Genomic DNA, 24934 nt, shown 5'->3' on the forward strand with positions numbered 1-24934 from the left:
GAACGGCTACGCAATACTTCTTGAGGGGATGTTTGATTGTATCGAGCCTTTGTGTGTGTCGCATCAAGGATGAGAGACTTCGATTGGATCACGCCTTTCTCAAGCGCGAACTCTACGGTTTTTCCAATCAGGAAATCTAAAAGGTTTGGGTCTTTCAGACGTTTACGACGGAAGTAAGCTAATAAGCTGGGATCAATGTCGTCATCTTCTGGTGCCATTGCAAGGAAATACTTGAAGGACATGTCGACCTGAGCTCGTTCCACGAGATCCCCATCAGACATATAGATGGTTTTCAGTGTACAAGAAAAAAGAGTGACTTTCTTTTAGAATTCAAAGAAAGTCACTTCTTTTTCGTTTACCCTCTGTTGATTCCACGATGAGCGTTCGGTGGTGACGCCTGCGGGAACAGCGCGAGCCGAAGATCCACTTGGTTAAGTGATCTTCTTGACCAAGTTAGCTGAGGCCGTGCCCGCGGCAAGCATCCACCGATAAGCGATTCGTGAGAATCAACAACAAACTTTAAAATCTCTTCTGGATTAGAAAGGACTTTTTCAGTGGCCACCGCAAAGTCGAGGGTTTTGTTTCTCGTTTGGGTCATATTAAAGATAACGCCCGTGTTCCGGAAGGGCAATCGTATCAAAATTGTCGACAAGCTTTTGCAGCTCCTGGGCGAGGAAATCTCCTGACATTGGAATCCCGTGACCGGTGGCTGCCAGTATTGGTCCCAGTTCATTAAGCTTGATGACAGATTCTTTGGCAGCTTTCCAGTCCGTTGTTAAATATTTTGGCGGTCCGCTGATTTCTTGCTTCTGGGTCATCACATTGTATAACGACTCTTGTTTTACCGTGACAAAGGCATCACCGGCAATCAAAGTACGATCTTCTTCACGAAACAGGGAAACGTGTCCTTTCGTATGTCCTGGGGTATGAACCCATTCCCATCCTGGCATGCCAGGAACCGTATGATCGTCAGGAAGCGGCTTGACATACTCTGAAATGTTAATGCCATGGTTCGGGAACATTGGTGACATTTTGGCCACCAATCCACCGTCTACGGAGGAATCGGGTTCTGGATACGATTCCTTGCCGGTTAAGTACGGAAGCTCATCAAGGTGGGCATACACAGGAACCGGCCATTTCTCCAGCAGTTCGACAATTGCTCCGACATGATCAAAATGGCCATGTGTAAGGATAATGGATTCCGGTTTCGCATCTTTGCCATAGCGGTTTTCTGCTGCTTCGATAATTTTGTCCGCAGAACGCGGCATACCGGCATCGATAACTGTCCAAGGGTCTCCTGGACGACCGAAGAAGTACATATTAACGACTTGGATCGGAAAACAATACAGGTCGATCAAAACGTCTTCCCCTATTCCGCTGGCAACCGAAGTAGCCGGAATTAGTCTATTTTCAAATTCATTTTCCATGTTCAGTCACCTCCATATGCTCTTTCCATTCGTATTATCCCCGCTAACAGCAATCCTATCAGCTGCCAGTGGAAGAATTACGTATAATGATGTATACCTATGGAAGTATCTCTCTAAACAAAAATATGACCATAAAAAAATTGCAGAAAAACGTTAAGCTTCTCTGCAAGTCAAAAACTGCTGTTATTAAAACATGCTGGTGGAATGTTTTGGTTGTACACGTGCATTCGGATCAATATAATTTTTCGCGTTATTGATGGCAGTCGGACCTTCACCAAATCCAGAAGCGATCAAATTGACCTTTCCTGGATATGTACAAATGTCTCCGGCTGCATAGATACCCGGGATGTTTGTTTCCATTTTCGAATTAACGACAATGCTGTTTTTCTCGATTTCCAAGTCCCACTTTTTAATCGGTCCCAGGGAGGATATGAAGCCGTAGTTGACGAGAACGGAATCTACATCAATGATTTCTTCTCTGTCTCCTTTTACTTCCTTCAGCCTTACCTGTTCAATTTTGTCTTCGCCGATCATTTCTTCCGGAACAAATGGTGTCATAATATTCACACTGGAATTCATCAGCTTTTCTACACTATGCTCATGGGCCCGGAAATTTTCCCGACGATGGACCAAGGTGACTTCCTTGGCAATCGGTTCCAGCATCAATGCCCAGTCAACAGCAGAATCACCACCGCCGCACAATAAGACGCGTTCCCCCGCATACTTTTTCATGTCCTCTACGTAGTAATTAAGATTTATCCCTTCGAACGCTTCGATGCCTTCAATTGTCAAACGACGTGGTTGGAACGCACCGTTACCGGCTGTTATGATGATTGTCTTCGTATAATGTACCTCATTTGTATTGGTGGTCATTTTGAATGAGCCATCTTCCAGCCTCTCAATTGCCTCGACAGATTGACCAAGTACGATGGCAGGATCGAACATGTCAGCCTGTTCTTTCAATTTGTCGACCAGGTCCTGGGCACGAACCTTAGGAAATCCGGCAACATCGTATATATATTTTTCCGGATATAGGGCGGACAGTTGTCCGCCAATATGCGGTAAACTTTCTAATATTTTCACACTTGCCTGGCGCATGCCGCCATAAAAGGCAGTGAACAATCCGACTGGCCCGGCGCCGATGATTGTCACATCATATACCTCATTGGACATGATTGATTCCTCCTATCACCTTGAATACACAACCACTATTCTAACATAAAATGAAGTTTGGCTCGTAATGAATGGTACTTTCTTCATAATTTCAATTTTCCAAAAAAGAAAATTAGGCTTGAAAATTGTCAAAAAAAGGGCTAAGATTATCATTGTGCAAAATATATTACGATATTGTGACAAATTACATACAACCCCGGCCGTCCGGGATTGCGGAGCTTACGTCCTTTTTTCCGTTTGTTTTTTATGGAGTAGTACGTGAAAAACATCACGTAATAATTATCGTAAACTTTCGGAAAATAAAAGTAAGGAAAATAAGTAAATGGAAGTGATTAAAATGAATAAGCCAAACATCGTCATTCTCGGAGCCGGTTACGGCGGTATTATGACTACAGTGAAATTGCAGAAAAAACTAGGTGTCAATGATGCACGTATCACTCTGGTCAATAAGCATGATTATCATTATCAAACAACATGGCTGCACGAAAACGCTGCCGGCACGCTTCACCAGGACCGTACTCGTTTGCCAATCAAGGATGTCGTCGATTTCAGTAAAATCAATTTTGTCCAAGATACGGTAGTTAGTATCAAACCGGATGAAAAACAAGTCATCTTAGAAAATGGTCAGTTGGAGTACGATTATTTGGTAGTAGCGCTTGGGTTCGAGGCAGCAACGTTCGGAATCCCCGGCCTGTTGGAAAATGCTTTCACGATCAATAACATTAATTCAGCCCGTCTGATCAGGGAGCATATTGAATACAATTTCGCTAAATATAACAATGAAGCGGAGAAAAAGCAGGAGCGTTTGAACATTGTTGTCGGAGGAGGCGGCTTTACAGGAATTGAATTTGTCGGCGAGCTTGCCAACCGTATTCCGGAACTTTGCAAAGAATACGATATCGACCGCAGCCAAGTTCGGATTATCAACGTAGAGGCTGCACCAACCGTACTTCCTGGCTTTGATCCTGCTTTGGTCGAATATGCCATGAACTCTTTGGAAGCAAGAGGCGTTGAATTCAAAGTTGGTGCAATGCTGAAAGAATGTACCCCAAATAGTATCATTATCGAAAAGGATGAAAAAAGAGAAGAAATTCCGACCAATACAACCGTTTGGGCTGCTGGTGTGAGAGCGAACTCCCTTGTCGAAGAATCTGGTTTAGAAGTAAACCGGGGCAAAGTGGAGGTTCAGCCAGACTTGCGTGCACCATCACATCCTGATGTATTTGTGGTAGGCGACTGTGCATTGATCATGAATGAAGATACCGGGCGTCCTTACCCGCCAACTGCCCAAATCGCCATCCAAGAAGCTGAGGTTGCTGCTCATAACCTGGCAATCCTTGCCGGCGGAGGTACTCAGCTTGAGTCCTTCTCGTATAATGACCGTGGAACGGTTGCTTCTCTTGGTCACGACGATGCCATCGGAGTAGTATTCGGTGATAAAAAGTTATTCGGCTGGTCGGCTTCAGTCATGAAAAAAGTCATTGATAACCGTTATTTGTTGAAACTCGGAGGCATTGGCCTGCTATTGAAAAAAGGAAAATTCAACATTTTTGGTTAATATCATTTCTCAAAAGCAAAGGCGGCACGGCTGCCTTTGCTTTTTTTGTGGTGGAAGTAAGTAATATGGGAATGCTTGCCACTTCCAAATCATTAAGAAGAAAGCTTTCTCAAACGCTTCCTTCTGAAGCGGTTTTGATTCAAGTCGAGGAGGCGGTTGCGCAATTGTGTCTTTCACTATAAAATTAGTTTTGGATTCATTAACGAGCGGGTGTCCGCATAAGGGGGGAAAGCGGATGATACAGCTAGTCGTATCTATTCTATTGTTTTTTGTATTATTTTTCGGGATTGCGTTTATTTTAAATATGCTTCTCCGCCAATCGTGGCTGATGGCATTTATATATCCAATCATTGTTTTGTTGATTGTAGATGACATTCCCTTTAAACAGTACTTTACAAATACCGGTAGTGCATTCCAAGCGTTGGGAGAGAGGCTAGTCGGACTAACAATTGTTGATATTGTCATTTTGACCAGCGGGTTTATCGGTACGATTGTGTCCGGTATTGTGATCAAAATGCTCCGCAAAAACGGCTACCAAATGTTCTGATTTGCGGATGATCTGCGTTAAATGGTATAATTTTTCTCTTTTATGGAAAGGATGACATCCAGAGAGGTGTTATCCATGAGAAAATTAAAATTTTTAAGAAGAAGCATGATGATTCTTTTGTTTCTGGGAGCTTTTTATGCGACGTTTGGGGCACTGACCAATGTATCGGCAATGGATTTAAAAAATGGTATCATTGAAAAAGTAAACGGAGCCCCTGCAGAAGCAAAGGCATATGGCTTCCAGTCTGAAAAAGAAATCAGTTTGTCTAAGAAATCATTAAACCATCAAAACGCAGAAATGACCTATATCTCCAGTCAGCAAGTAACGGGACCGGAAACCTTAGAGGAAGCCATTGATTTTGAGCAATATCCCAGTGCGACTGTAATGGCCACTGGTTATACTGCGGGTGTGGAGTCCACTGGTAAATCTCCTGAACATCCCCAGTATGGCATTACCTATTCCGGAGTCAAGGTAACGAGAGATTTATATTCCACGATTGCAGCTGATTTGACTGTTTACCCGATTGGAACCATTCTATGGATTCCGGGCTATGGATACGGGGTGGTAGCGGACAAAGGTGCTGCCATTCAGGGAAACAAAATTGATTTGTATTATCCGACCGTCGAAGACGTCTTTACCAAGTGGGGCAAAAAAGAAGTGGATGTCTTCGTTGTGGAAAAAGGCGATGGGACCTTGACGGAAAAAGAATTGAAGGAACTGAATGAAACAGAAGCATTACAAGTATTTCGCGAGCAAATCAAGAAAAGCTAAAAAAAGCTGCTCCAGCCAGTTGCGGAGTTATCACTGACAAATTAGTGATGCCGTGACCGGCGGAGCAGCTTTTTTATAAGTAAAGATAGTAGTTGGTAAATGTAGAATACAACAAGAAACCGGAATTATGAATCTTTTTAAGCCTAGATGAATTGGTATAACACTAACGCGATGATGATCCCGCATAAAGCACCGAAAAACACTTCAATCGGCTGATGTCCAAGCAGCTCTTTCAATTCTTCCCGTTTTTGGTATTCTCCTTTTTTTCCCCAACCTTTTGCTTCTTCCACGAACGAACTAAAGTCTTTTACAAGGGTATTCAGCAAAATGGCCTGTTCACCTGTTTGTCTTCGCACACCAGAAGCGTCAAACATGATGATAATACTGAACACACAGGCTACAGCAAAGATTCCGGAATCAAACCCTTCCTGAAGTCCAATCCCGGTTGAAACGGCTGCCACCGCAGCGGAGTGACTACTTGGCATCCCGCCCGTACTAAAGGCCAAGCCAGGTTTGAACTCCCTTTCCGCTATCATCTGAATCGGAACTTTTACCGCTTGGGCGATTACAATGCCTGCCAAAGCAGCCAATAAGGGAAAATTAATAAATAAATCCATACAACCTATACATCCTTTCCTGGCCAATATCTTGTCTTATAGTATTTCCCAAATATCCCGTCAAAATAACGTTTGTTTTGTTAGGGATATAAGTTAAAATTGGGTGTCCTCGAATGTAAATTTGATTATATCATACCTATAAGGGAAACCGCAGTAGTGGAATTGCCTCCTTTAGCACAGGTGGCCGAGGGGAAAGAAAAAATCGAGAATAAGTAGAAGTCCACATTGTTCAGGATTCAGGAGAGTAGTGAATTCCTGATGCGCGTTAATACAATAACATTAAACGGCAGTTCAGTTAGAGTGGAAAAACAACCGGAATTCCCTTCGGAAGGAAGCCCGGTTGTAAATAGCTTTGCTTAATTTCCTGTTTTTTGTTCAGTCGTATAGCCTGCCGACGTTCGGAATTCCTAAACGTTACCTGGGACTCGTTGAAAATGCAGTGGAACGATGCTGTATGCTTTTGGTTATTTTCAATATCAACAAAGCAGCAATGATTGTCAGGCCTATATCTTTGACGAGAAAAGGAGCCATGCCCAGCCATGCTGCCTGATAAGAGATATGCAGGCCTAGCCATGTATTCATAGCAATGTACATATAACTGACTCCGATCAAATAATTAGCTGCTACCCCTGCAAACGAAGCTATGGTTAATGTAAGTACGTTCGGCCGTTTTAACTTCTCGGCAATCCATCCGGTGAAAAAAGCAACGGCTAAAAAAGAGAGCAGAAAGCCGCCGGTGTAATCGAACAAAATGAACGGACCAGATTTCATGTTAGCAAATACCGGAACACCGGCAAATCCGATCATGAGGTATGTAAGCATGGTAAATACACCTAATCTTCTACCAAGAAGCAGTCCGGCGAGGATGGCGAAAAAGGTTTGTAAGGACAGAGGGACGGACACTCCACCAATTGGAATAGCCAAAAAAGGGAACCATACTGCTATATTGGCACCGATTGCCATCAATCCAACAAAAACGGCACCCATGGATAAATCTGCTGCAGTAAATTTTTTCATTTCTTACGCCTCCTTTTAATTAAAGAATAGAGAGGTCTGGACTTATTGTCAATCTGAAAATTATAAAGGTTAACATAAAGGTGAAAGAAAGGCCGGCACCTGATAGAAGCCGGCAAAATTATATTATTTGATTGCTGTTTCTAAAGCAACCTCGATCATCTCATTGAATGTGGTCTGTCTCTCTTCCGCGCTAGTCTCTTCACCAGTAAGGATGTGATCGGAAACCGTCAATACAGATAGGGCTTGTCGACCGTATTTGGCGGCAAGGGTGTACAGGGCTGTTGTTTCCATTTCCACGCCCAATACTTTATATTCAGCTAACTGCTTAAACAGCTCCAATCCATTGTCCCGATAAAAGCTATCGCTAGTAAAGACGCTGCCGACTCGAAGATGAAGCCCTTTTTCGCTTCCAGTTTCGTAAGCATTTTTTAACAATTCAAAGTCTGCAGCGGGTGCGAAATCAATACCGCCGAACACCATCCTGTTTATTTGAGAGTCGGTCGCAGAAGTAGAAGCAAGGATGACATCGCGAACCTTGACATCCTCCTGGATAGCACCACATGTACCGACGCGGATCAGTTTTTTGACATCGTAGCTTTGGATCAGTTCATTGACATAAATCGAGATAGAAGGGACACCCATACCTGTTCCTTGTACAGACAATTTCTCTCCTTTATAAGTACCGGTAAATCCGTACATCCCTCTGACTTCGTTATAGCAATGGACATCTTCCAAAAAGTTTTCTGCGATATATTTAGCACGCAAAGGATCTCCCGGAAGTAAAATTTTATCCGCAATTTCGCCTGGTTTGGCTCCAATATGTACGCTCATGGCAATACCTCCTGTTTAGTAACTCATACAAATTTAAAGTATCATAATCAAAAATTAAACACAAATAACGGTTTGCCGGTTATAGGAGTTTTCCTGTCGAAGAAAACAGGAGGTTTTTGTTTCTAAATCGAATCTTTTCGTATATAATAAATTGGAGTTCAACTTTTCACATATGGGTTTAGACCAGATAACTTATGGAAAAGTGATATATATAATGGGAAGATTGAAAGGATGGATAATCATGCAAGAAAGAAAATTCACTATTACAGACGACACAGGAGTTCATGCACGGCCAGCTACACTTCTTGTGAATAAAGCAGGTCAGTATGAGTCAGAAATCGAAATGCATTACAATGGCAAAACCGTGAACCTGAAATCCATTATGGGCGTTATGTCCCTTGGTGTACCAAAAGGTGCCGAAATTACAGTAACAGCTGACGGAAGCGACGAAGAACAGGCGCTTGATGGTGTTGCTGAAGTAATCACAGAACATCTTGGTGAATAATATAGGTACAAGAAAAGCTAGAGAATTTCTCTAGCTTTTTTTTACAGACAAATATGTAAAGATGCAAGTGAGGTGTACGGAATGAATGTATCGGTTTCACAGCTGCCGGGAATCGGACAAAAAATAACATTGAAGACAGGCGACGACAGTATGCTTGTTGTAGTTGTCCATCATACAGGAAAACGGGAGCTGTACTTTTTTAATGATGCGGACAGCGATGAGGCTGATTTTGCGATGGATCTTACACCTGATGAGACAAGAGAGCTTGGGGCTCAATTGTTAGGTGCAACCTACCAGCCTGTCGATGCAGATAAACTGAAGATATTTCAAAATCAAATAGTCATCGACTATGTCAAGCTGAAGGACAACTCTCCATTAGCACACCAAACGATTGAAGAATCAGGGGTGAGAAACAGGACGGGGGCAACCATCATTGGCATTGTCCAAGGGGGAGAGACCATTGCCATCCCAGAGACAACAACCAAGCTGGAACCGGGAAACCTGCTGATGTGTGTGGGGAAAAAAGATCAAATCGCGGCTTTGACCGCCTTGTGTAAAGGGGAGGGATGATCGTCCTTGCATATTGATTTACCAGTTTTGTTAGGTGCCGGTCTCATTCTCCTCAGTGTCTTTTATCTGGGGTTTTTAAGCTTGAAAATCAAATTCCCCAGTGTCATTCTTTACATTTTATTCGGCATCGTGCTGGCCGACTATTTAGCAGAGAATGAAATCCTTCATATTGCAAGCGAAGTAGGAATTGTGCTGCTGTTTTTCTTATTGGGAATGGAATTCAGTGTTTCCAGGCTTGGCGGGATTGCCAAACGGGCCTGGCCATCAGGGCTTTTGGATGTCGTGTTAAGTTTAGGTATTTCGATGATGATTGCGGTGGGTTTTGGTATGGATTTATTTTCTGCCTTTATTGTCGGAGGAGTCGCCTACGCTACCAGTTCTTCCATCACGGCTAAACTATTGGATGATCATAGCCGGATGGCCAATACGGAAACGGAGTTCATTTTGGCAATCCTTATTTTTGAAGACGTCGTAGCGCCAATTGTGGTAGCAATTTTGATAGGTTTAGGAAGCGGTGCCAGTTTTGCTGTCAGTGATTTAATGACTTTAATGGCGAAAATCGCCGGAATGGCCTTTCTGGCTATTTTACTTGGGAAGATTGTTTTCAAGAAGTTTGATTATTTATGGGAAAAGATCGAAGACGAGGATTTTAAAATGGCGTTGTTAGTCGGAATTGCGCTGGCTTTTGGCGGTTTGGCATTGTTGCTTGGATTGTCAGAAGTATTGGGGGCGTTTTTAGCCGGAATGATGCTTGCTGAGATAAGGAACCTACATCGGGTAGAGCAAACGGTTGTTCCAATTAGAGATCTTATGCTCCCTACCTTTTTTATTTATTTTGGTACCACGATCGAGTTGGGTAACGGTATTCCAATGCCCTTTTTGCTGATGATTCTGCTCGTCTGGTCTATCGTTTCCAAGGTATTGGTCGGTGTTGTCGGCGGAAGGTGGTACGGATTATCCAAAAAGGTGTCACTGCGCGCGGGATTGTCCCTTTGTGCACGAGGGGAATTTTCCGTGGTAATTGCCGCGACTGCTGTTGGCACGGTAAAGGTGATGGCTGGTATGTATATTGTTGCCGCTGCTTTCATAGGAATGGTTTTATTCGAGCAGGCTCCAAAGTTAGCCAACAAAGTTTACGGTAAAACGAAACCGAAGAAGAAGAACCTCAAGGTACCTGGTACTTAAAAAGAAAGCTGTCTCCGGATAGAGACAGACTTTACACTGCTGCTTAGAAATAGGATTGCTCCAGTTCTTGCAAACTTTTCAATGCTTGTTGGTTAAAAGCTGTATCCTGTTGTCGAAGTTTATTTTTCAATTGATCAAGTGATTCCTTCAAGGATGATTCATAGTCAGGAATCGAATTTTCGGTATAAGGATGTACCGCCGGCTTTGAAACATTCATCTTTTCCTGCCAGCTCAGAGCTTTTCGTTGATGGAAAAACACATCCTCTGTTTTTCCGTAATTGTGCAAGTCTCCTTGTAACGGATGTTTTACTACTGCCAGCACTTTTATCAAGTAATTAGCCCCACGATCTTCGATAACCTCTCCTATATATGTTCCGGATTTATAATGGGCTTTCACGATCTCGCCTATTGAAGCATTTTCCATTCATGCCACTTCCCTCCTATAGGTTAATTCCATTTTGCCAGATGAGGGAAAGATGTACAAGAACGAAACCACTTTGCTATAATGAATATAGAAAGGCGTGGTTCACAATGATGGAATTTTTATATTTTCCTGAAGATAAGTCGGAATATATACCTGCTCTGATATCCTTGGTGATATTCTCTATCGGTGCCGTTATAACCATGTATCTTATATACAAACATTCTAAAAAAGAAGAGAAGCGAACGGCTGAGAAATATTCGATGGATACGTCTTCGTCCGTTCCAAATAAAAAGAACCATTCAAGGCATTAAACCGGTCCCCCGTAATTTTGTTGCGGGGTTTTTCATTTGTCATAAAGCATTATTTTCGCGCCGACTGCCCCCTTATGAAATGCAGCGGATAAGAAGGAGAGAAAAGCCGCTGTGTAAAAAAGGATAATTCAGGTGTTTACCGGCAATACTACTCCCATGTGACGTCTTTTTGATGGGAGATGATTTCTTGGCAAAGCTGTTGAAACAAACGGCTCTTTTTGTACCATTGTTACTGCTGATGGGCTGCCAGGAGGATATTCGATCACCATTGAAGGTTGATATGTTGAACAGCGATGGTGATTCACTGGGAACAGCAGAACTTTCAGAACAAGCAGACGGCGTACAAGTGAAACTGTCACTAGAAGGGTTGGAGCCTGGGTATCATGGTATTCACGTACATGAGTTTCCCAAATGTGATGGGCCAGACTTTACCTCCGCAGGCAGCCACTTAAATCCAGAAGGAAAGGATCACGGGTTGATGCATCCGGAAGGGGCTCATCTGGGAGATCTTCCGAATGTGGAAGTGGCTGAGGATGGAGTAGCAGAGGCAGAACTAACATTAAGCGGAGCCACTTTGACTGACGGGAAAAACTCCCTGTTAAAGGAGGACGGCACTTCTTTGGTGCTTCATGAAAGTCAAGATGATGGTGTCAGTCAGCCAGCTGGCGAATCTGGCGCAAGAATAGCCTGTGGTAAAATACAAATAGAACAACAGTCTGAAGCAGGCCAGTCACCGACAGATCCAACGGAAGATAACCAGGAGAAAGAACAAGAATAGGCTGTCGTCTAGAGCTGCTCGTATTCCTCGGAAGCAGTGGCGACAGCCTTATTTATGCTTGATTTGTTCAAATTCAAATGTAGTGCCAGGTTAATTTTTTCGTACATCTAAAGCTGTTAGAATGCGGTTCAGACCCTCTTCTACGGTTACGCGTGGACAGGCGATGTTGATGCGCATAAATCCTTCTCCTTCTTTTCCGAAAGAGGAGCCATCATTCAATCCTACTTTTGCTTCTTCCTGCATGAACGTTTTCAGTTCATCTTGCGACATATTTAATGACCGGCAGTCAAGCCAGATTAAATAAGTACCTTCAGCGGGGATGACTGTTATCTCATCCCGGTCCTGGAAAGCTTTTTCGACAAGCTTTCTGTTTCCGTCCAATAAATGAAGCAGCTGTTCAAGCCATTCCTCCCCTTCATTATAGGCCGCTTCCAATGCGGTAATCCCCATTGTATTAATCATCTTTATCCCTTGCATATGGAAAAACTCGTCGATTTTTTTCCGTTTTTGATTATCCGGAGTGATCAGATAGGATACCTGAAGTCCTGCCAAGTTGAATGATTTGGTAGGTGACATGCAAGTGATTGTAATCTGGTTTATTTCATCCGATAGAGAAGCGATAGGTATGTGGCGATGATTAGGATAAACCAGGTCTGCGTGAATTTCATCGGAAAAAATCAAGACATCATGCTTTAAGCAAAGTTCCCCGATTTTTCGCAGTTCCTCTTCGGTCCATACTCTGCCGACCGGGTTGTGCGGATTGCATAGAATAAATGCTTTGACACCTTGTTTCAAAGCTGATTCGAATGCTGCAAAATCGATTTCATATCGATTATCCTGTAGTTTTAATGGGCTTTTAACCAGCTCTCTATCATGCAGTTGAACAAGATCATAAAATGGCGGATAAACGGGCGTTTGAATCATGATTTTGTCATTTTTTTCTGTCAGCACCTGTACAGCCATATGCAAGCTGGTGATCACTCCCGGGCTATATAGAAGCCAGGATGGCTTTATATCCCACCCATGCCGTTTTTTCAGCCAGCCGGTGACCGATTGGCTAATTGCTTTATCTGTGACGGTATATCCGAAAATGCCATGTTCCGCTCTGTCTACCAATGCTTTTTTGATTGCTTCCGGTACAGCGATATCCATGTCGGCAACCCACATCGGAAGTACTTCTTCAGATCCGTAAATAGATTTTAATAAATCCCACTTAACCGACCTGGTGCCGGTACGCTCTGGTACTTGATCAAAATTGACCATGCCATTGTCCTCCTTTTGTTACTTCCACAATACTCCTTCTCATTATATAAACAGGAAAAATAGATTGAAAACAATTTGAATTCATCCCTGCCATTTAGCCGCCTTTGTCAGGATGTAATCACAGATAAGTTGGGGAGCTTCTTCCGGCAGAAAGTGACCTGCACTGCTAATGGTGCACAGTTCGGCATTAGGCAAATCACGAAGCAGGCGATAGCTGTTGGAAACGGGTAAAATCAAATCCTGTTTTCCCCAAATGATCAGGCATGGCTGCTTAATAGTCTGTAAGCGGGCAGATGGTAAATCACCTTCCCTGTCCCGAATCAATTTGGTGAGACAGCAGTAGATCGCTTCATCCAAAAAAGGCTTGGTATATACAGCGATCATTCTTTTCGTAATCAGCTGTTCATCATGTATGCATTTTTTAAGAAAGCCCTCGACGCCAATTCTGTGCAATGCTGCTTTTAATAGTTTCGGTGAGGCGGGCAATGCGCTGAAGGCATCAAGCATCCGTGATGCCTTTTTCAAATAACAGGAAGGAGCCATCAAAATCAAGTTTTCAATCCTTTCGGAATATGTAAGTGCACAGCGAAGTGCAATCTGGCCGCCCATTGAGTGAGCAACCACCCAGATTTTTTTAATATGCAAAGTGTCCAGTATATGAATAATCAAGTCAGCCATGTTCTGATAAGAATAAGTAAAAGCAGGCGCTTTCCCACTATTTCCAAATGGAGGGAAATCGATTGTAAGGATATGAAAATACGGACGGAGCATGGCAATCATCTTTCGAAAGCAAAACTGACTTGATAAGAAGCCGTGCAGAAAAACCAGACAGGGACTATCTGGTTTTTCTGTTGATCGGTGCAAGCGGTAATAGATGTTCACATTCTGGTACGAAATGATTTTTTTCTGCTCGGCTGTTTCCATTTTTATCCCCTCTAGTTAGTAATAGGATGGGGATATTATTCCACAAGTCAGCTGATTTATTTGGGGCAGGTAAGTCTTATAGGCAAAAAAAAAGACAAAGCTACGTTGCTTTGTCTTCAACAGGGGGAATACGAGAAAGTCTTACAGTTATAGATATAACCATAATCAATCCCTTTTAAACATAAAAATCAAAAAAAGTTTTTTAAAATAGGATTTTTTTCGATCAATGGTCTGAAAAAGGCATCGAATATGCTATTTTTTGCGGTAATGTACATTATGTGCTAGAATTATATATTGTGTATTAATCATTGAAAATAAAATCGGGAGTTGTTCAGCATGTCAGAGAAGTTTGAAACAGGACAAATAATTGAAGGAAAAGTAACAGGCATCCAGCCGTACGGTGCATTCGTAGCACTTGATGATGAGGTGCAGGGACTTGTTCATATTTCAGAAGTAACACATGGTTATGTAAAGGATATTAATGATCATCTTTCTGTTGGAGATCAAGTAAAAGTGAAAATTCTTCAAATAGATGAAGAAAAAAACAAATATTCTTTGTCTATCCGCGCTACGGAAGAAGCACCTAAAAAACCGGAAGCGAATAGACAAAAATCGAACACTGCTGTCCAGCAGGATAATCAACAAGCCGGCTTCAACACGTTGAAAGATAAACTGGAAGAGTGGATCGAGCAGTCGAAAGAACGAGAAAACACTTATAAAAACTAGTTCGATTTTGAAACTGCCTTCTGAACATAACGGGTTCAGCTTTGGGAGAGAAAAATGCTAACAATGAATTAGCAAAAACTCGAATCTTACAGCAAACAAAAACGCTTAGATCTTTTCTGAGCGTTTTTTATTATTTAATTTTTTCTCCATTAACGCTCCCCCGTTAGCTTAATAAAAACATTCTCTTAATTTAGAAACTAATTCTTTATATTTAACAAAGAAATCTTTTATAGGAAGAATTGCAAAGTATGAATAGGCTTCATTATTAGCTAATAAACAGTCATCATATACTAAAATTATATTCAAGTGCTTTTGAGGTTCGACTCCACTGTTCTTTAGAAAATTTGCCAATTCTAAATATAAATTTCGACCAATTTCATTGATAGACCTTTCTACCGAAAATCTCCCTGCAAAGCTATCCCACCACACTTGAAAGGATATATATACTTCATTAAAACCTGTCAAACTTTCTGCATTATTCATAAACAGTCTTTGATAGAATACATCTTTTTCTTCATAAAATATCCTTGAATCGCTACCATTATCTTTAAATATTTTTTCTGAGACTTCATTCCAAAGTTCCTTATACTTTAATTCAAATTGTTCTTTAAACATCATTCTGTTTGATAAATATGGAAACCTTAATTCTTCTTCATTTTGATTTAGAAAAATATTTTGAATGTAAATCAAAAAGTTCAAAGTAAAGGAGGTATCAGTCTTCATCACTAATGAATTATCCAAATTTCCCTCTCCTTTTGTCACTATTTCAATAATGATAGAGAGCAATACTTCATTCCAAGACATAGCTTAATCACTATTTCTAACAAAATAGTACAATACCTTCCTGCATGAGTATAACGGAAGGTTATTTGGTGTGTTCTTTTATTAAATGAAGTGACAATAAGTAATTATTTCTTCCTTTTTCGTTCTAAAAGTATAGGTGCTATATTTAGTAAGATAGAAACAAAGGTCAAAAACCATAATGCCCTTTCCATACCAGGTACTACATCCAATAAAGCTGCCCAATCTTCCGCTTTAACCCACGTGGATACAAGACTGTATTCTGCACAAAGTGTTAATGCTGTAAATGATAATCCCATCGCCATAGCAAGCTTATAATCCTTTCCTGCTTTAAACATATAAAGATTTGTTATAGTTGCTGCTATAGCCATAATGCCTAATATTACCCACATAACTACCTCCATTATTTATGTCCTGTTATCATTCGAAAGTGCTGCATCTCAATTTTTTACATGGTTTTTTATTAGACGTTAGTACATCCTGATTCTTATTGAACAAATTGAATAAGCTCGTTCTGTTTCTCTCTATGTATTTTAACATGAGATCCCACAAAACCTTTCCAAAACCGGAACAACTCCATAATAGTATTACAATGACATTTAAAATAACATCGCGATTAATATTCGTTTTACTATCAATAAAAATAGGAGTACAAAATGCTATGCAATTTGCCTTCCATTGTGTATTATTTATTTTTTTCTTACTCTCCTGTTACTGAACCATTTATTTTGAACAGGCAGTTTTTTACAGGTGAAAAATGATTAAGCCGTTCTGTCCTATACTGTACAGAACGGCAATATCCTTATCTTTCTGTTTCTGGTTCCCTTTTATCAGCAAATTCCTCATCTGGTTTAAAAAGCATCGATAAACAAATCAGCCCGCTAATGCCGACTAATGTGTAAATAATTCTGGCAAAAGCACCGCTTTGTTCTCCTCCGCCGAAAAGGGCAGCCACTAAGTCAAATTGGAATAAACCTACAAGACCCCAGTTTACCGCGCCAATGATCACAAGCAGTAAAGAAATACGCTGTAATGTATTCATACAGCATCCCTCCTTCTTAATTAACTTCCACTATTAGCAATCCCCAGGTATCGGATATATATGCAAAAAAATTCAAGCGGGACAAAAAAAGATACGCGGGACAAAAACTCGGGGACTGTCCCCGGTGTTTTTCTTGGTTCGCTTGCATACTTATGGAGCCTGGCGGGTAAAGGGGTTAATGGGGATTGCTTGATTTACGATTTAGGTTTCGGTACATTTAATTTAGAGTGATTTATAAATTTTGGAGGTTAAATGATGACACATATCCGTTTTGAATATGATCGTGCATTATCATTTTTCGGTAAGCACGAACTGGATTACTTACAAGAACCTGTAAAGCTTGCCCATCAGGCTTTACATAACCAAACAGGAGCAGGCAGCGACTTTTTAGGGTGGCTGGATCTACCTGAAAACTATGACAAAGAAGAATTCAGCCGGATTAAAAAAGCTGCTGAAAAAATCAAATCTGACTCTGATGTTTTGCTTGTGATCGGTATCGGAGGTTCCTACTTAGGGGCAAGAGCTGCGATTGAAATGCTTAATCATTCATTCTACAACGAATTAAGCAAAGAACAACGCGGCACACCTCAAATATTATTTGTCGGCAATAGCATCAGCGCTCCTTATATGAATGACTTGTATGATATGCTTGAAGGCAAGGATGTTTCCATCAACGTCATATCAAAGAGTGGAACCACAACAGAGCCTGCGATTGCTTTCCGTTTATTCCGTAAATATCTTGAGGATAAATATGGAGTGGAAGAAGCAAGAAAACGTATATATGCAACAACTGATAAGCAAAAGGGTGCTTTGAAAACATTGGCTAACGAGGAAGGATACGAAAGCTTTGTTATCCCTGACGATGTCGGTGGACGTTATTCTGTCCTTACAGCGGTAGGATTACTTCCGATCGCAGCCAGTGGTATTGATATCGATGAGATCATGAAAGGTGCCCATCAAGCACAGCAGGAACTATCCTCTGAAAAATTGGACGAAAATCCAGCATACCAGTATGCGGCTGTTCGCAATATTTTCTACAACAAAGGAAAAAACATTGAAATGCTGATCAACTATGAGCCGGCACTTCAATATTTTGCTGAATGGTGGAAGCAGCTGTTCGGGGAGAGCGAAGGCAAGGACTTCAAGGGATTATATCCTTCTTCGGCAAACTTTTCTACTGATCTTCACTCTTTAGGGCAGTATGTGCAAGAGGGCAGAAGAGACTTGTTTGAAACGGTGCTTCACGTAGAAGAACCGAAATCAAATATTACCATCGAAGAGGATAACCAAGACCTTGACGGGCTTAATTATCTTGCCGGTAAAACAATCGATGAAGTAAATCAAAAGGCATATCAGGGCACGATGCTTGCTCATACAGACGGACAAGTACCGAACCTGATCGTACACCTGCCTAAGCTTGACGCCTACACTTTCGGTTATGTGGTGTATTTCTTTGAAAAAGCCTGTGCCGTCAGTGGCTACCTGCTTGGTGTCAATCCGTTTGATCAGCCAGGAGTAGAAGCATATAAGAAAAATATGTTCGCTCTGTTAGGCAAGCCAGGATTCGAAGAACAAAAACAAGAATTGGAAAATCGTTTAAAAAAATAAAGGACAACATGATAAGGGACTGCCGATAAGTTTTTGACTTACCGGCAGTCATTTTATTTTTCAAAAGGAGCTGTAAACCAGGTAACAGGATATGCTTCGCCGCAAATGTTTGACATTTCACTTTTAAGAAAAAAGATAATAGCTTTGGGTACAGAAAGGAAATCCAGCACGGTTGTTATACGTAAATTCCTCATGAAATTGCTTGATCAGGGCAAGCTGATAGCAAAGGAGGTAGTTCATATGATTCCGATACCATCTGACTTGGAAAACCGTGATTTTTCCCTTCATGACCTCGAGGAGACTTTAAAGCCGATTGGCTTCACCATCGGCGGCAACTGGGACTACGATCAAGGATCGTTTGATTACAAAATGGGGGTGGAAGACGGCTACCAGTTTTTGCGTATTCCTTTCAAGGCGGTAAAAGGCATGCTTGATTCCCCAGGAGTGGTTGTGAAATTGGGAAAACCGTTCGTGTTATCCCATGTCTACCAGTCCGGTGTGGATGCGGACGGCCGTAATGGAGCACTCAGAGGAGCAGTAGACCAGTTTCAAACACCGAAAGATCCTGATGGAGAAGTAGACGATAAATTCGTTGAAGAGGGAAAAAAACTGCTGCAAACAGTGGAACATTCACTTATGCAGCGCTGAAAGAACGATGAGTGTATCGTCCTGTTGAAGCTTGGTGTGGAAGGGAGGTTTGACAATCACCTTGTCCTTCCGCTTGATTCCAATCATCAACTTCTCCGAACTAGCATAATAATTCACGCATTCTAAAAAGGTCTTGTTGTATAACGCATCAGGCAAAGGAATTTGCTGAAATTGCTGATCGGCCAACACTTCAAGAAGCAAACCAAATGGTCTGATTGGACTTTGCCGGAACAGCTCTTGAAAAATTAAGGTACTCATAAAGTCGTTTGAACGAATAATCGAATCTGCGCCAGCGCGGCTGGCGTTTTTAATTTGATCTTTCGTCAATATTTCCGTAATCAAGGTGATATCGGGGTTGTTCCCTTTTATGGCGACCGTTGTAAGTATCGTTGTCTGGTCTGCTTGCTGTTCCTTCTTGGAAGGATCAGCGGTAATTACAGCGTATTTTGCCTGTTTCAAATTTGCTTTTTCTAAGGTTTCATCCTCAAAGGCTGACCCGCGGACGAAATGCAAGTGGTGTTTTTGATAGGGCAGGTGATTCAAAGTGTGGTCGATTAAAACAACCTGTCTGTTTATGTTTTGTTCGGCAATCATTTCCATGAGCTGTTTGGTCCGTTCATTCCAGCCGACAAGGATGATATGGTCATTTCCTTTGTACGTAACGAGTCCCTTGGAGAGATCTTGTTCATGTTTGATGGTTCCAGCGGATATGGTCGCCATGTAAAATGTCACCAGACCGCCGCCGGCGAGAATTAACAAAATGGCAACAATTCTCCCGGGGTTGCTAAGCGGCACATAATCCCCATATCCTACTGTTGAACCGGTCACGAATGCCCACCATACTCCGTCAAAAACAGTCGGGAAATGGACAGGTTCCAAAATATGGATAACCGTTCCGAATAACAGCATAAGGAGAAGGACAGATGATAGTAAACGGAAAAACAATGGCATGCGAAAATAAACTTGCAGAAGTGTTTGCATATGCGTAAGCTCACCTTTTGTTTTTACTTAATCAAAATTCGTGTGGCTAAATAAGATCCAGTCAGCATCCATCCCAATTCTTCACTACGTGGCAGGAAAAAAACATAGTGGCAAAAGCCGACATGTCGGAATTGGTTTTCGCGTTGGTACCAGTAGAGCCCATAGATCTTGGAAGGGGGGATATATATGCAGACGAATTAGACGTGAAAATCGCCTCTGTCATTGCCAAATTAACGGACGTTTCCTTTTCTTACTATCCAGTATCTCCAAAATGGCCATTCCATACTAAAAAACCCGGCCTCAGCCGGGCAATAATTAGATTAACTGCTTCAGAGAAGTGGCAATGCTTTGATATGTTTGCTTCCAGAAATCGGTGTTATCGCGAAAGGATTTAGTGACAAATGTAAACAGTTCCTTTCGCTTTTCTTTGTAATCTGTTGCGTCTTTGTCAGGCAGATTTGCCATCGATTCCTCGATAAACTGCTGTATCTCAGGTGCGCGGGGTCCCCATTTAGCCACCTCATTCCCGTTTTCATCCATAAAAATGAAAATCGGTATGGAACGTGACTTTCCATTCGTCAAATAGTTGTCCATCAATTCCAGGTTTTCGTCCCGTGCAAGCAACCGTATGTCGATATCAGCCTTTTGAGCGAGATGAAATAGAATAGGAACATTCATCATGGCATCCCCGCACCAATCTTCCGTCAAAACGATTGCCCGAAGATTTTTATTGCGAAGTTTCTCGAAAAACTCGTTATCTTCAGGTAGAATAAAATGATCATATACGTGCAACAAATTTTCTTTATGTTGCTGCATCGATTCAATATATTGATCTGGCCCGATCCCTTTTTGGTACCATTTTTCTAGATTCATTTCACCACTCCTAATTTTCGAATATAATTCTGCTCCACAACATTTATTGTTTTCCCAGTTTTTTGGTATCATTAACCTATGTGATAAAGGAGGAACTACATATGGAACAAAATAGACAACAATTTTTAATGGATTTGCTACGGACTCCGTCACCGTCAAGTATGGAGATGACTATTCAAAAAAAGTGGATCGACTACGTCAAGCCTTTTGCTGATAAAGTAATCACCGACAATGCAGGGAATGCAATCGGCGTAATCAATCCGGATGCTGAGTTCAAAATTCTCTTGGCCGGTCACTGTGATGAAATTGCCCTGGTGATTAACCGGATCGATGACCAGGGGTATCTTCATTTTGATAAGATGGGCGGTATCAATCCCAAAGCGGCTATCGGGATGAAAGTGACGGTATTAGGGTATGCGCAGGAAATCACCGGCGTCATCGGAGTAAATGCACAGCATCATGGCGGCATCAAGGGAGATTTTGAGTTGGAAGACTTATTCATTGATTGCGGCGCCCGCTCTAAAGAAGAAATGGAAAAGTATGTACAAATCGGTGATCTTGCAGTCTACAAGCGGGAACCGGAAGTATTGCTCGATCGCTATATATCCGGCCGTGGTCTGGATAACCGCACAGGCGCATTTATCGTAGCTGAAGTATTGCGGCGGCTTTCTGAAATGGAAGTGAACGTCGGTGTGTACGCAGCGAGTACTGTCAACGAGGAAACCAATATGGGTGGTGCTTATTTTGCCGCTGCGGGGATTAAACCGGATATGGCGATTGCCTGTGATGTTACTTTCGCAACAGACTATCCGGGGGTCAATAAAAATAAATATGGAGATGTGCAATTGGAAAAAGGTCCGGTACTTGCAAAAGGGGCGCCGATCAATATTAAAATCAATCAGCTGTTAGAGAAAGCAGCTCGTTCTTTGAATATGAAAGTCCAATATGAATTGACACAGCGGACAACAGGAACGGATGCCGATAAAATGCGCTTGACCGGAAGGGGCGTGCCTGTAAGCCTTGTTTCCCTTCCGTTGAGGTATATGCACTCGCCTGTGGAAACGGTGAGTATAAAGGATATGGATGAAGAGATTGACTTACTGGTCAAGATGATTGCCGGGCTTACTGGGGAAGAAAGCCTTAATCCGCTGGAAGATTAAGAAAGGCATTTTTGTTTGCAAATCATTGGAAAAAGCGTATAATAAATGTACATTAAAATATCGATTCTATCTTCGGGGCAGGGTGAAATTCCCGACCGACGGTGAGGAGCAAAAGCTCTAAGTCCGTGACCTGTCCGGCATATGCCGGATGGCTGACCTGGTGCAATTCCAGGACCGACAGTTATAGTCTGGATGGGAGAAGATACGGAACAGAAAAGGTGTGTATGATACTGCCTTTTATTCCTGTTGAACGTAAACCAAACCCTGAAGCTATTTGAAGCTTTAGGGTTTTTTGATGGTTTCCCTGTTCATTGGGAGCTCTGTTCTACCTTCATCGCCAGATAGGATTCGATGTATAAAGATGAAGGAGGAGAAGATATTGGCTGTGACGACTAAGCAATCTTCTAATTTATTTAAATTGATTATTTTGGCATTGCTCGGGACCATTTCGATGGTGTTAATGTTTTTAAATTTTCCGCTCCCCATGCTCCCGCAATATTTAAAAGTGGATTTTAGTGAAGTGCCGGCATTAATAGCCGCATTGATTTTTTCACCGGGTGCGGGAATTATTGTGGAGGCTATCAAAAATCTACTATATTTGATTTATACAGGTGCGGGAGACCCAATTGGCATTGCTTCCAATTTCCTCGCCGGTGTTCTGTTTGTAGTTCCGGTGTCCTTGCTTTACCATAAGTTCAAAGGTGTCAAGAGCCTGGTGTCCGGAATAGTAACAGGTACAATTGTCATGGCTGTAGGAATGGGGATTCTGAATTACTTTTTGCTTCTGCCGGCCTACAGTTGGTTTATGGGTTGGGAGTCGATGAGTGATCAAGTGAAACTGGTGACAGTAACAGGAGGCATCCTTCCTTTCAATGTCATCAAAGGCATTGTGATTGGCGTTCTGTTCGTGCCGTTGTTTATTAAATTGAAGCCATGGCTTGAGAGAAAAAGGATTTCCGTGTCTTAAAATCTTTTTGTACAATGGGAATGGCTGGTAATAGGTTTACAATGAAGAAAGAGCATCTGCTTCGACAGGTGCTCTTTCTTCATTTATCTGTTTTGATTGTTTCCGTCGACTTCTTCGACGAGATAACGTGCGGTCGGCTCAACCTCAAGACGCTCTTCCGGTATTGGTTTTCCTGACGATTCGCTGTAACCGTAAGTACCTTTATCGATTTTATCAAGCGCGTGTTCGACTTCACTCAATCTTTCTCGGGTTTGGGCATTCAGAGTGGCCGCCTTTTCGCGTTCGAACATTTCGGTTCCTAAATCAGCCGGGTGGTTGTCGTAGTTGGTAAACTCTCCGATAGAGTCATCGGGATATTCCTTATCCAGATTATAGCTGTCCGTATTTATTCCCAGTTCTTCTTGTGCCTCTTCTTTCATTTTTAACAATAGTTGTTTAAAGTGTTTTAATTTTTCTTGTTCCATGTAACGTTTCTCCTTTCTTACTCAGGAGTTTTTATTGGTACCACTCCTACCGTACACCGGGAAACAGAAATCAGCCGGTCTTGTTCATCCACGATTTTAACGTCCCACACCATGGTCGTCTTGCCTCGATGAAGGGGGGTAGCCCTGCCCGTAACGATTCCAGAACGCTTGCTTTTTATGTGGTTCGCATTAATCTCGATGCCGAAAATTTGCTGTTTGCCGGCATCGATATTTAAAAAAGCTCCTATACTGGCTGCTGATTCTGCCAGTGCTACACTTGCCCCTCCATGTAAAAAGCCCATTGGCTGATGTGTGTTCTTGTTCACTGGCATGGTGATCTCCACCAACTCTTTCTCCTGAGTGATTACTTCCATTCCAAGTGTATCCATTAAGGTGTTTTCAAGATTCATAGTAAACTTCCTTTGTATTTTATTTCCCCAGGATGTGGGGATGAAACGTACATTTTCTTCCTGCTGTTCGAAATGCCAATATTCCTGAATGCATGGCAGGCGAAATAAAAAAACGACAAGTCGTCAGCTTGTCGTTTCTCCGGTGTGTTTTACAAATGAAAGGGAAAGAAATATTCGATTAGCAATGACAACCCGAGCAATAATCCGAAAAAGGTGTTTGTCTGCGCGGTCGCTTTCATTGCCGGCATCATTTCCAAATTAACGGTTTTCCCTTTGAAGCCATTGACTGCTTTCGCTGCTTTTTTTAAGCCCAGCAGGGTGATGAAGGACCAAATTGGTAGAATGCCTGTGAATACATAGACAGCCATTAATAAATAGCTGGCTGCAAATAACGCTGCAAGCAGAGCTACTGCATTCTTTCTGCCGATTAAAATGGCGATGGTCTTTCTGCCGTTTTCCTTATCGCCTTCCAAGTCCCTAATGTTGTTCGACAGCATGATGGTGCCGATCAGGATCGCGACAGGGATGGAAATCCATATAACTTCGCCAGTTACTTCCATTGTTTGAATAAAATAACTAATTCCGATAATGACTGTACCCATGAAGAAACCGGCAATCAATTCCCCGAATGGAGTATATGCAATGGGATAAGGACCTCCTGTATATAAGTAGCCGCACAGCATGGAGACGATTCCGATTATGGCAATCCACCAGCTGGATTCCAGACAAATATAGACACCGAGTAATATGGCTACGGCGAAGAAACCCAACGCCAAACGAAGTACCGTTTTGGGTGCGACTCCATCGCGGACAATGGTGCCACCGATTCCGACAGACTTTTCGTTGTCCAATCCTCTGACATAATCATAATATTCATTGAACATGTTCGTTGCTGCCTGGATCAGCATGGATGCTAGCAGCATTGCGGCAAACAACCATAAATTAATGGGAGCATGTAGCAATGCCGCCATCGTACCAACAAATACCGGTACAAACGAAGCGGTTAAAGTATGCGGGCGCAACAGTCGCCACCATACTTGGAACCCTGCTTTTTCGTTGAGTGCACTGCTGATTGCGTTTTTATCAAGGGACTGCATATGGTTCTCTCCTTACTTATGCCTTCAAATCGTGGTATATCATATTAAGTTTAGGGAAACGACAGGACGGTGTCAATTATCTATTATAATAATTTCCTAGGAATTAGTGGCAATTGTTGAGAAACGGGTAAAAAGAGAATAAAATAGATAGTGGTTCGTAAGTATGCAATATAGACGTGAATACTTGCTTTTATGGGATAGAAGTTATATTTTTTATTAATGTGTCTATATATTGGAAAATGGATGCTGGATCGTG

28 protein-coding genes, 1 pseudogene and 1 riboswitch are annotated in these 24934 nt (G+C 42.0%); of the genes and pseudogenes, 12 read left to right on the top strand and 17 right to left on the bottom strand.

Annotated elements, in window-relative coordinates:
- The 3 genes and pseudogenes from BN1067_RS10340 to BN1067_RS10350 form a co-directional block, all read right to left on the bottom strand.
- A pseudogene (locus tag BN1067_RS10340) lies at positions 1-296 on the bottom strand (transposase); the annotation flags it as partial.
- A gap of 303 nt (positions 297-599) precedes the next feature.
- Positions 600-1427, bottom strand: coding sequence for an MBL fold metallo-hydrolase (locus BN1067_RS10345; RefSeq protein WP_053218782.1), 828 nt, complete (start codon positions 1425-1427; stop codon positions 600-602).
- A gap of 186 nt (positions 1428-1613) precedes the next feature.
- Complete coding sequence (locus BN1067_RS10350) at positions 1614-2600, bottom strand: NAD(P)/FAD-dependent oxidoreductase (protein ID WP_053218783.1); 987 nt, start codon at positions 2598-2600, stop codon at positions 1614-1616.
- Positions 2601-2937: 337 nt separating this feature from the next.
- Between BN1067_RS10350 and BN1067_RS10355 the strand changes: the two genes are divergently transcribed.
- From BN1067_RS10355 to BN1067_RS10365, 3 genes are all read left to right on the top strand, one after another.
- Positions 2938-4158, top strand: a complete 1221-nt coding sequence (locus BN1067_RS10355) for an NAD(P)/FAD-dependent oxidoreductase (protein WP_053218837.1) — start codon at positions 2938-2940, stop codon at positions 4156-4158.
- Positions 4159-4393: 235 nt separating this feature from the next.
- A complete protein-coding gene (locus BN1067_RS10360) occupies positions 4394-4705 on the top strand; it encodes a YuiB family protein (protein WP_053218784.1) in 312 nt (103 codons plus the stop codon).
- A gap of 75 nt (positions 4706-4780) precedes the next feature.
- Positions 4781-5476, top strand: a complete 696-nt coding sequence (locus BN1067_RS10365; protein WP_053218785.1) for a 3D domain-containing protein — start codon at positions 4781-4783, stop codon at positions 5474-5476.
- 143 nt (positions 5477-5619) lie between these two features.
- On the opposite strand, the gene BN1067_RS10370 is transcribed toward BN1067_RS10365, so the two are convergent.
- The 3 genes from BN1067_RS10370 to deoD form a co-directional block, all read right to left on the bottom strand.
- Complete coding sequence (locus BN1067_RS10370; RefSeq protein ID WP_053218786.1) at positions 5620-6093, bottom strand: divergent PAP2 family protein; 474 nt, start codon at positions 6091-6093, stop codon at positions 5620-5622.
- A 414-nt stretch (positions 6094-6507) separates the two neighbouring features.
- Entirely contained in the window at positions 6508-7110 is a 603-nt protein-coding gene (locus BN1067_RS10375; RefSeq protein ID WP_053218787.1) for a biotin transporter BioY, read from the bottom strand.
- Positions 7111-7233: 123 nt separating this feature from the next.
- On the bottom strand, positions 7234-7941 hold the full coding sequence (gene deoD, locus BN1067_RS10380) for a purine-nucleoside phosphorylase (protein ID WP_053218788.1): 708 nt from the start codon (positions 7939-7941) through the stop codon (positions 7234-7236).
- A 241-nt stretch (positions 7942-8182) separates the two neighbouring features.
- Between deoD and BN1067_RS10385 the strand changes: the two genes are divergently transcribed.
- The 3 genes from BN1067_RS10385 to BN1067_RS10395 all read left to right on the top strand — a co-directional run bounded on the left by BN1067_RS10385 (position 8183) and on the right by BN1067_RS10395 (position 10201).
- Positions 8183-8446: a phosphocarrier protein HPr gene (locus BN1067_RS10385; protein ID WP_053218838.1), complete on the top strand. Its 264-nt coding sequence runs from the start codon at positions 8183-8185 to the stop codon at positions 8444-8446.
- Between the two features lie 81 nt (positions 8447-8527).
- Positions 8528-9016, top strand: coding sequence for a cation:proton antiporter regulatory subunit (locus BN1067_RS10390; protein ID WP_053218789.1), 489 nt, complete (start codon positions 8528-8530; stop codon positions 9014-9016).
- A gap of 27 nt (positions 9017-9043) precedes the next feature.
- A complete protein-coding gene (locus BN1067_RS10395) occupies positions 9044-10201 on the top strand; it encodes a cation:proton antiporter (protein ID WP_267893610.1) in 1158 nt (385 codons plus the stop codon).
- Positions 10202-10244: 43 nt separating this feature from the next.
- Here BN1067_RS10395 and BN1067_RS10400 read toward each other — a convergent pair whose 3' ends face one another.
- Entirely contained in the window at positions 10245-10625 is a 381-nt protein-coding gene (locus tag BN1067_RS10400) for a kinase-associated lipoprotein B (protein ID WP_053218790.1), read from the bottom strand.
- A 498-nt stretch (positions 10626-11123) separates the two neighbouring features.
- On the opposite strand from BN1067_RS10400, the gene BN1067_RS10410 reads away from it, so the two are divergent.
- Positions 11124-11714, top strand: coding sequence for a superoxide dismutase family protein (locus tag BN1067_RS10410; RefSeq protein WP_324777882.1), 591 nt, complete (start codon positions 11124-11126; stop codon positions 11712-11714).
- A 90-nt stretch (positions 11715-11804) separates the two neighbouring features.
- On the opposite strand, the gene BN1067_RS10415 is transcribed toward BN1067_RS10410, so the two are convergent.
- Both BN1067_RS10415 and BN1067_RS10420 read right to left on the bottom strand, forming a co-directional pair.
- The gene (locus BN1067_RS10415; protein ID WP_053218791.1) at positions 11805-12977 is read right to left on the bottom strand and encodes a MalY/PatB family protein; all 1173 of its coding nucleotides are present in this window, start codon (positions 12975-12977) and stop codon (positions 11805-11807) included.
- An 81-nt stretch (positions 12978-13058) separates the two neighbouring features.
- Entirely contained in the window at positions 13059-13901 is an 843-nt protein-coding gene (locus BN1067_RS10420) for an alpha/beta fold hydrolase (protein ID WP_053218792.1), read from the bottom strand.
- A 336-nt stretch (positions 13902-14237) separates the two neighbouring features.
- Between BN1067_RS10420 and yugI the strand changes: the two genes are divergently transcribed.
- Positions 14238-14627 carry a S1 domain-containing post-transcriptional regulator GSP13 gene (gene yugI / locus BN1067_RS10425; protein WP_053218793.1) on the top strand — a complete coding sequence of 130 codons (390 nt, stop codon included), beginning with the start codon at positions 14238-14240 and terminating at the stop codon, positions 14625-14627.
- Positions 14628-14795: 168 nt separating this feature from the next.
- Here the strand turns inward: yugI and BN1067_RS10430 are convergent, their stop codons facing one another.
- The 3 genes from BN1067_RS10430 to BN1067_RS10440 all read right to left on the bottom strand — a co-directional run bounded on the left by BN1067_RS10430 (position 14796) and on the right by BN1067_RS10440 (position 16470).
- Positions 14796-15368: a hypothetical protein gene (locus tag BN1067_RS10430; RefSeq protein ID WP_053218794.1), complete on the bottom strand. Its 573-nt coding sequence runs from the start codon at positions 15366-15368 to the stop codon at positions 14796-14798.
- A 167-nt stretch (positions 15369-15535) separates the two neighbouring features.
- A complete protein-coding gene (locus BN1067_RS10435; protein WP_053218795.1) occupies positions 15536-15820 on the bottom strand; it encodes a hypothetical protein in 285 nt (94 codons plus the stop codon).
- A 410-nt stretch (positions 15821-16230) separates the two neighbouring features.
- The gene (locus BN1067_RS10440; protein WP_053218796.1) at positions 16231-16470 is read right to left on the bottom strand and encodes a DUF378 domain-containing protein; all 240 of its coding nucleotides are present in this window, start codon (positions 16468-16470) and stop codon (positions 16231-16233) included.
- A gap of 255 nt (positions 16471-16725) precedes the next feature.
- On the opposite strand from BN1067_RS10440, the gene BN1067_RS10445 reads away from it, so the two are divergent.
- Both BN1067_RS10445 and BN1067_RS10450 read left to right on the top strand, forming a co-directional pair.
- Positions 16726-18078 (top strand): glucose-6-phosphate isomerase, encoded by a 1353-nt coding sequence (locus BN1067_RS10445; protein WP_053218797.1) that lies wholly within the window; start codon positions 16726-16728, stop codon positions 18076-18078.
- Positions 18079-18318: 240 nt separating this feature from the next.
- A complete protein-coding gene (locus BN1067_RS10450; RefSeq protein ID WP_053218841.1) occupies positions 18319-18726 on the top strand; it encodes a YugN-like family protein in 408 nt (135 codons plus the stop codon).
- Here BN1067_RS10450 and BN1067_RS10455 read toward each other — a convergent pair.
- Both BN1067_RS10455 and BN1067_RS10460 read right to left on the bottom strand, forming a co-directional pair.
- Positions 18709-19707 (bottom strand): potassium channel family protein, encoded by a 999-nt coding sequence (locus BN1067_RS10455; RefSeq protein ID WP_053218798.1) that lies wholly within the window; start codon positions 19705-19707, stop codon positions 18709-18711. The genes BN1067_RS10450 and BN1067_RS10455 overlap by 18 nt on opposite strands.
- 315 nt (positions 19708-20022) lie before the next feature.
- On the bottom strand, positions 20023-20580 hold the full coding sequence (locus BN1067_RS10460) for a thioredoxin family protein (RefSeq protein WP_053218799.1): 558 nt from the start codon (positions 20578-20580) through the stop codon (positions 20023-20025).
- Between the two features lie 101 nt (positions 20581-20681).
- On the opposite strand from BN1067_RS10460, the gene BN1067_RS10465 reads away from it, so the two are divergent.
- A complete protein-coding gene (locus BN1067_RS10465; protein ID WP_053218800.1) occupies positions 20682-21740 on the top strand; it encodes a M20/M25/M40 family metallo-hydrolase in 1059 nt (352 codons plus the stop codon).
- Between the two features lie 64 nt (positions 21741-21804).
- A riboswitch (FMN riboswitch) is annotated at positions 21805-21948 on the top strand.
- A 171-nt stretch (positions 21949-22119) separates the two neighbouring features.
- Complete coding sequence (locus BN1067_RS10470) at positions 22120-22707, top strand: ECF transporter S component (protein WP_267893607.1); 588 nt, start codon at positions 22120-22122, stop codon at positions 22705-22707.
- A gap of 83 nt (positions 22708-22790) precedes the next feature.
- Here BN1067_RS10470 and BN1067_RS10475 read toward each other — a convergent pair whose 3' ends face one another.
- The 3 genes from BN1067_RS10475 to BN1067_RS10485 form a co-directional block, all read right to left on the bottom strand.
- Positions 22791-23171, bottom strand: coding sequence for a TraR/DksA C4-type zinc finger protein (locus tag BN1067_RS10475; protein WP_053218802.1), 381 nt, complete (start codon positions 23169-23171; stop codon positions 22791-22793).
- Between the two features lie 17 nt (positions 23172-23188).
- Positions 23189-23581, bottom strand: coding sequence for a hotdog fold thioesterase (locus BN1067_RS10480; RefSeq protein WP_053218803.1), 393 nt, complete (start codon positions 23579-23581; stop codon positions 23189-23191).
- A gap of 149 nt (positions 23582-23730) precedes the next feature.
- Positions 23731-24678, bottom strand: coding sequence for a 1,4-dihydroxy-2-naphthoate polyprenyltransferase (locus BN1067_RS10485; RefSeq protein ID WP_053218804.1), 948 nt, complete (start codon positions 24676-24678; stop codon positions 23731-23733).
- Between the last annotated feature and the right edge of the window lie 256 nt (positions 24679-24934).

Source organism: Virgibacillus senegalensis (assembly GCF_000821245.2).
GTDB lineage: Bacteria > Bacillota > Bacilli > Bacillales > Amphibacillaceae > Sediminibacillus > Sediminibacillus senegalensis.

Coding starts and splice junctions, on each gene's coding strand:
- BN1067_RS10345 (WP_053218782.1), bottom strand. CDS start 1,427: ATGGAAAATGAATTTGAAAATAGACTAATTCCGGCTACTTCGGTTGCC.
- BN1067_RS10350 (WP_053218783.1), bottom strand. CDS start 2,600: ATGTCCAATGAGGTATATGATGTGACAATCATCGGCGCCGGGCCAGTC.
- BN1067_RS10355 (WP_053218837.1), top strand. CDS start 2,938: ATGAATAAGCCAAACATCGTCATTCTCGGAGCCGGTTACGGCGGTATT.
- BN1067_RS10360 (WP_053218784.1), top strand. CDS start 4,394: ATGATACAGCTAGTCGTATCTATTCTATTGTTTTTTGTATTATTTTTC.
- BN1067_RS10365 (WP_053218785.1), top strand. CDS start 4,781: ATGAGAAAATTAAAATTTTTAAGAAGAAGCATGATGATTCTTTTGTTT.
- BN1067_RS10370 (WP_053218786.1), bottom strand. CDS start 6,093: ATGGATTTATTTATTAATTTTCCCTTATTGGCTGCTTTGGCAGGCATT.
- BN1067_RS10375 (WP_053218787.1), bottom strand. CDS start 7,110: ATGAAAAAATTTACTGCAGCAGATTTATCCATGGGTGCCGTTTTTGTT.
- deoD (WP_053218788.1), bottom strand. CDS start 7,941: ATGAGCGTACATATTGGAGCCAAACCAGGCGAAATTGCGGATAAAATT.
- BN1067_RS10385 (WP_053218838.1), top strand. CDS start 8,183: ATGCAAGAAAGAAAATTCACTATTACAGACGACACAGGAGTTCATGCA.
- BN1067_RS10390 (WP_053218789.1), top strand. CDS start 8,528: ATGAATGTATCGGTTTCACAGCTGCCGGGAATCGGACAAAAAATAACA.
- BN1067_RS10400 (WP_053218790.1), bottom strand. CDS start 10,625: ATGGAAAATGCTTCAATAGGCGAGATCGTGAAAGCCCATTATAAATCC.
- BN1067_RS10415 (WP_053218791.1), bottom strand. CDS start 12,977: ATGGTCAATTTTGATCAAGTACCAGAGCGTACCGGCACCAGGTCGGTT.
- BN1067_RS10420 (WP_053218792.1), bottom strand. CDS start 13,901: ATGGAAACAGCCGAGCAGAAAAAAATCATTTCGTACCAGAATGTGAAC.
- yugI (WP_053218793.1), top strand. CDS start 14,238: ATGTCAGAGAAGTTTGAAACAGGACAAATAATTGAAGGAAAAGTAACA.
- BN1067_RS10435 (WP_053218795.1), bottom strand. CDS start 15,820: ATGTGGGTAATATTAGGCATTATGGCTATAGCAGCAACTATAACAAAT.
- BN1067_RS10440 (WP_053218796.1), bottom strand. CDS start 16,470: ATGAATACATTACAGCGTATTTCTTTACTGCTTGTGATCATTGGCGCG.
- BN1067_RS10445 (WP_053218797.1), top strand. CDS start 16,726: ATGACACATATCCGTTTTGAATATGATCGTGCATTATCATTTTTCGGT.
- BN1067_RS10450 (WP_053218841.1), top strand. CDS start 18,319: ATGATTCCGATACCATCTGACTTGGAAAACCGTGATTTTTCCCTTCAT.
- BN1067_RS10455 (WP_053218798.1), bottom strand. CDS start 19,707: ATGCAAACACTTCTGCAAGTTTATTTTCGCATGCCATTGTTTTTCCGT.
- BN1067_RS10460 (WP_053218799.1), bottom strand. CDS start 20,580: ATGAATCTAGAAAAATGGTACCAAAAAGGGATCGGGCCAGATCAATAT.
- BN1067_RS10465 (WP_053218800.1), top strand. CDS start 20,682: ATGGAACAAAATAGACAACAATTTTTAATGGATTTGCTACGGACTCCG.
- BN1067_RS10475 (WP_053218802.1), bottom strand. CDS start 23,171: ATGGAACAAGAAAAATTAAAACACTTTAAACAACTATTGTTAAAAATG.
- BN1067_RS10480 (WP_053218803.1), bottom strand. CDS start 23,581: ATGAATCTTGAAAACACCTTAATGGATACACTTGGAATGGAAGTAATC.
- BN1067_RS10485 (WP_053218804.1), bottom strand. CDS start 24,678: ATGCAGTCCCTTGATAAAAACGCAATCAGCAGTGCACTCAACGAAAAA.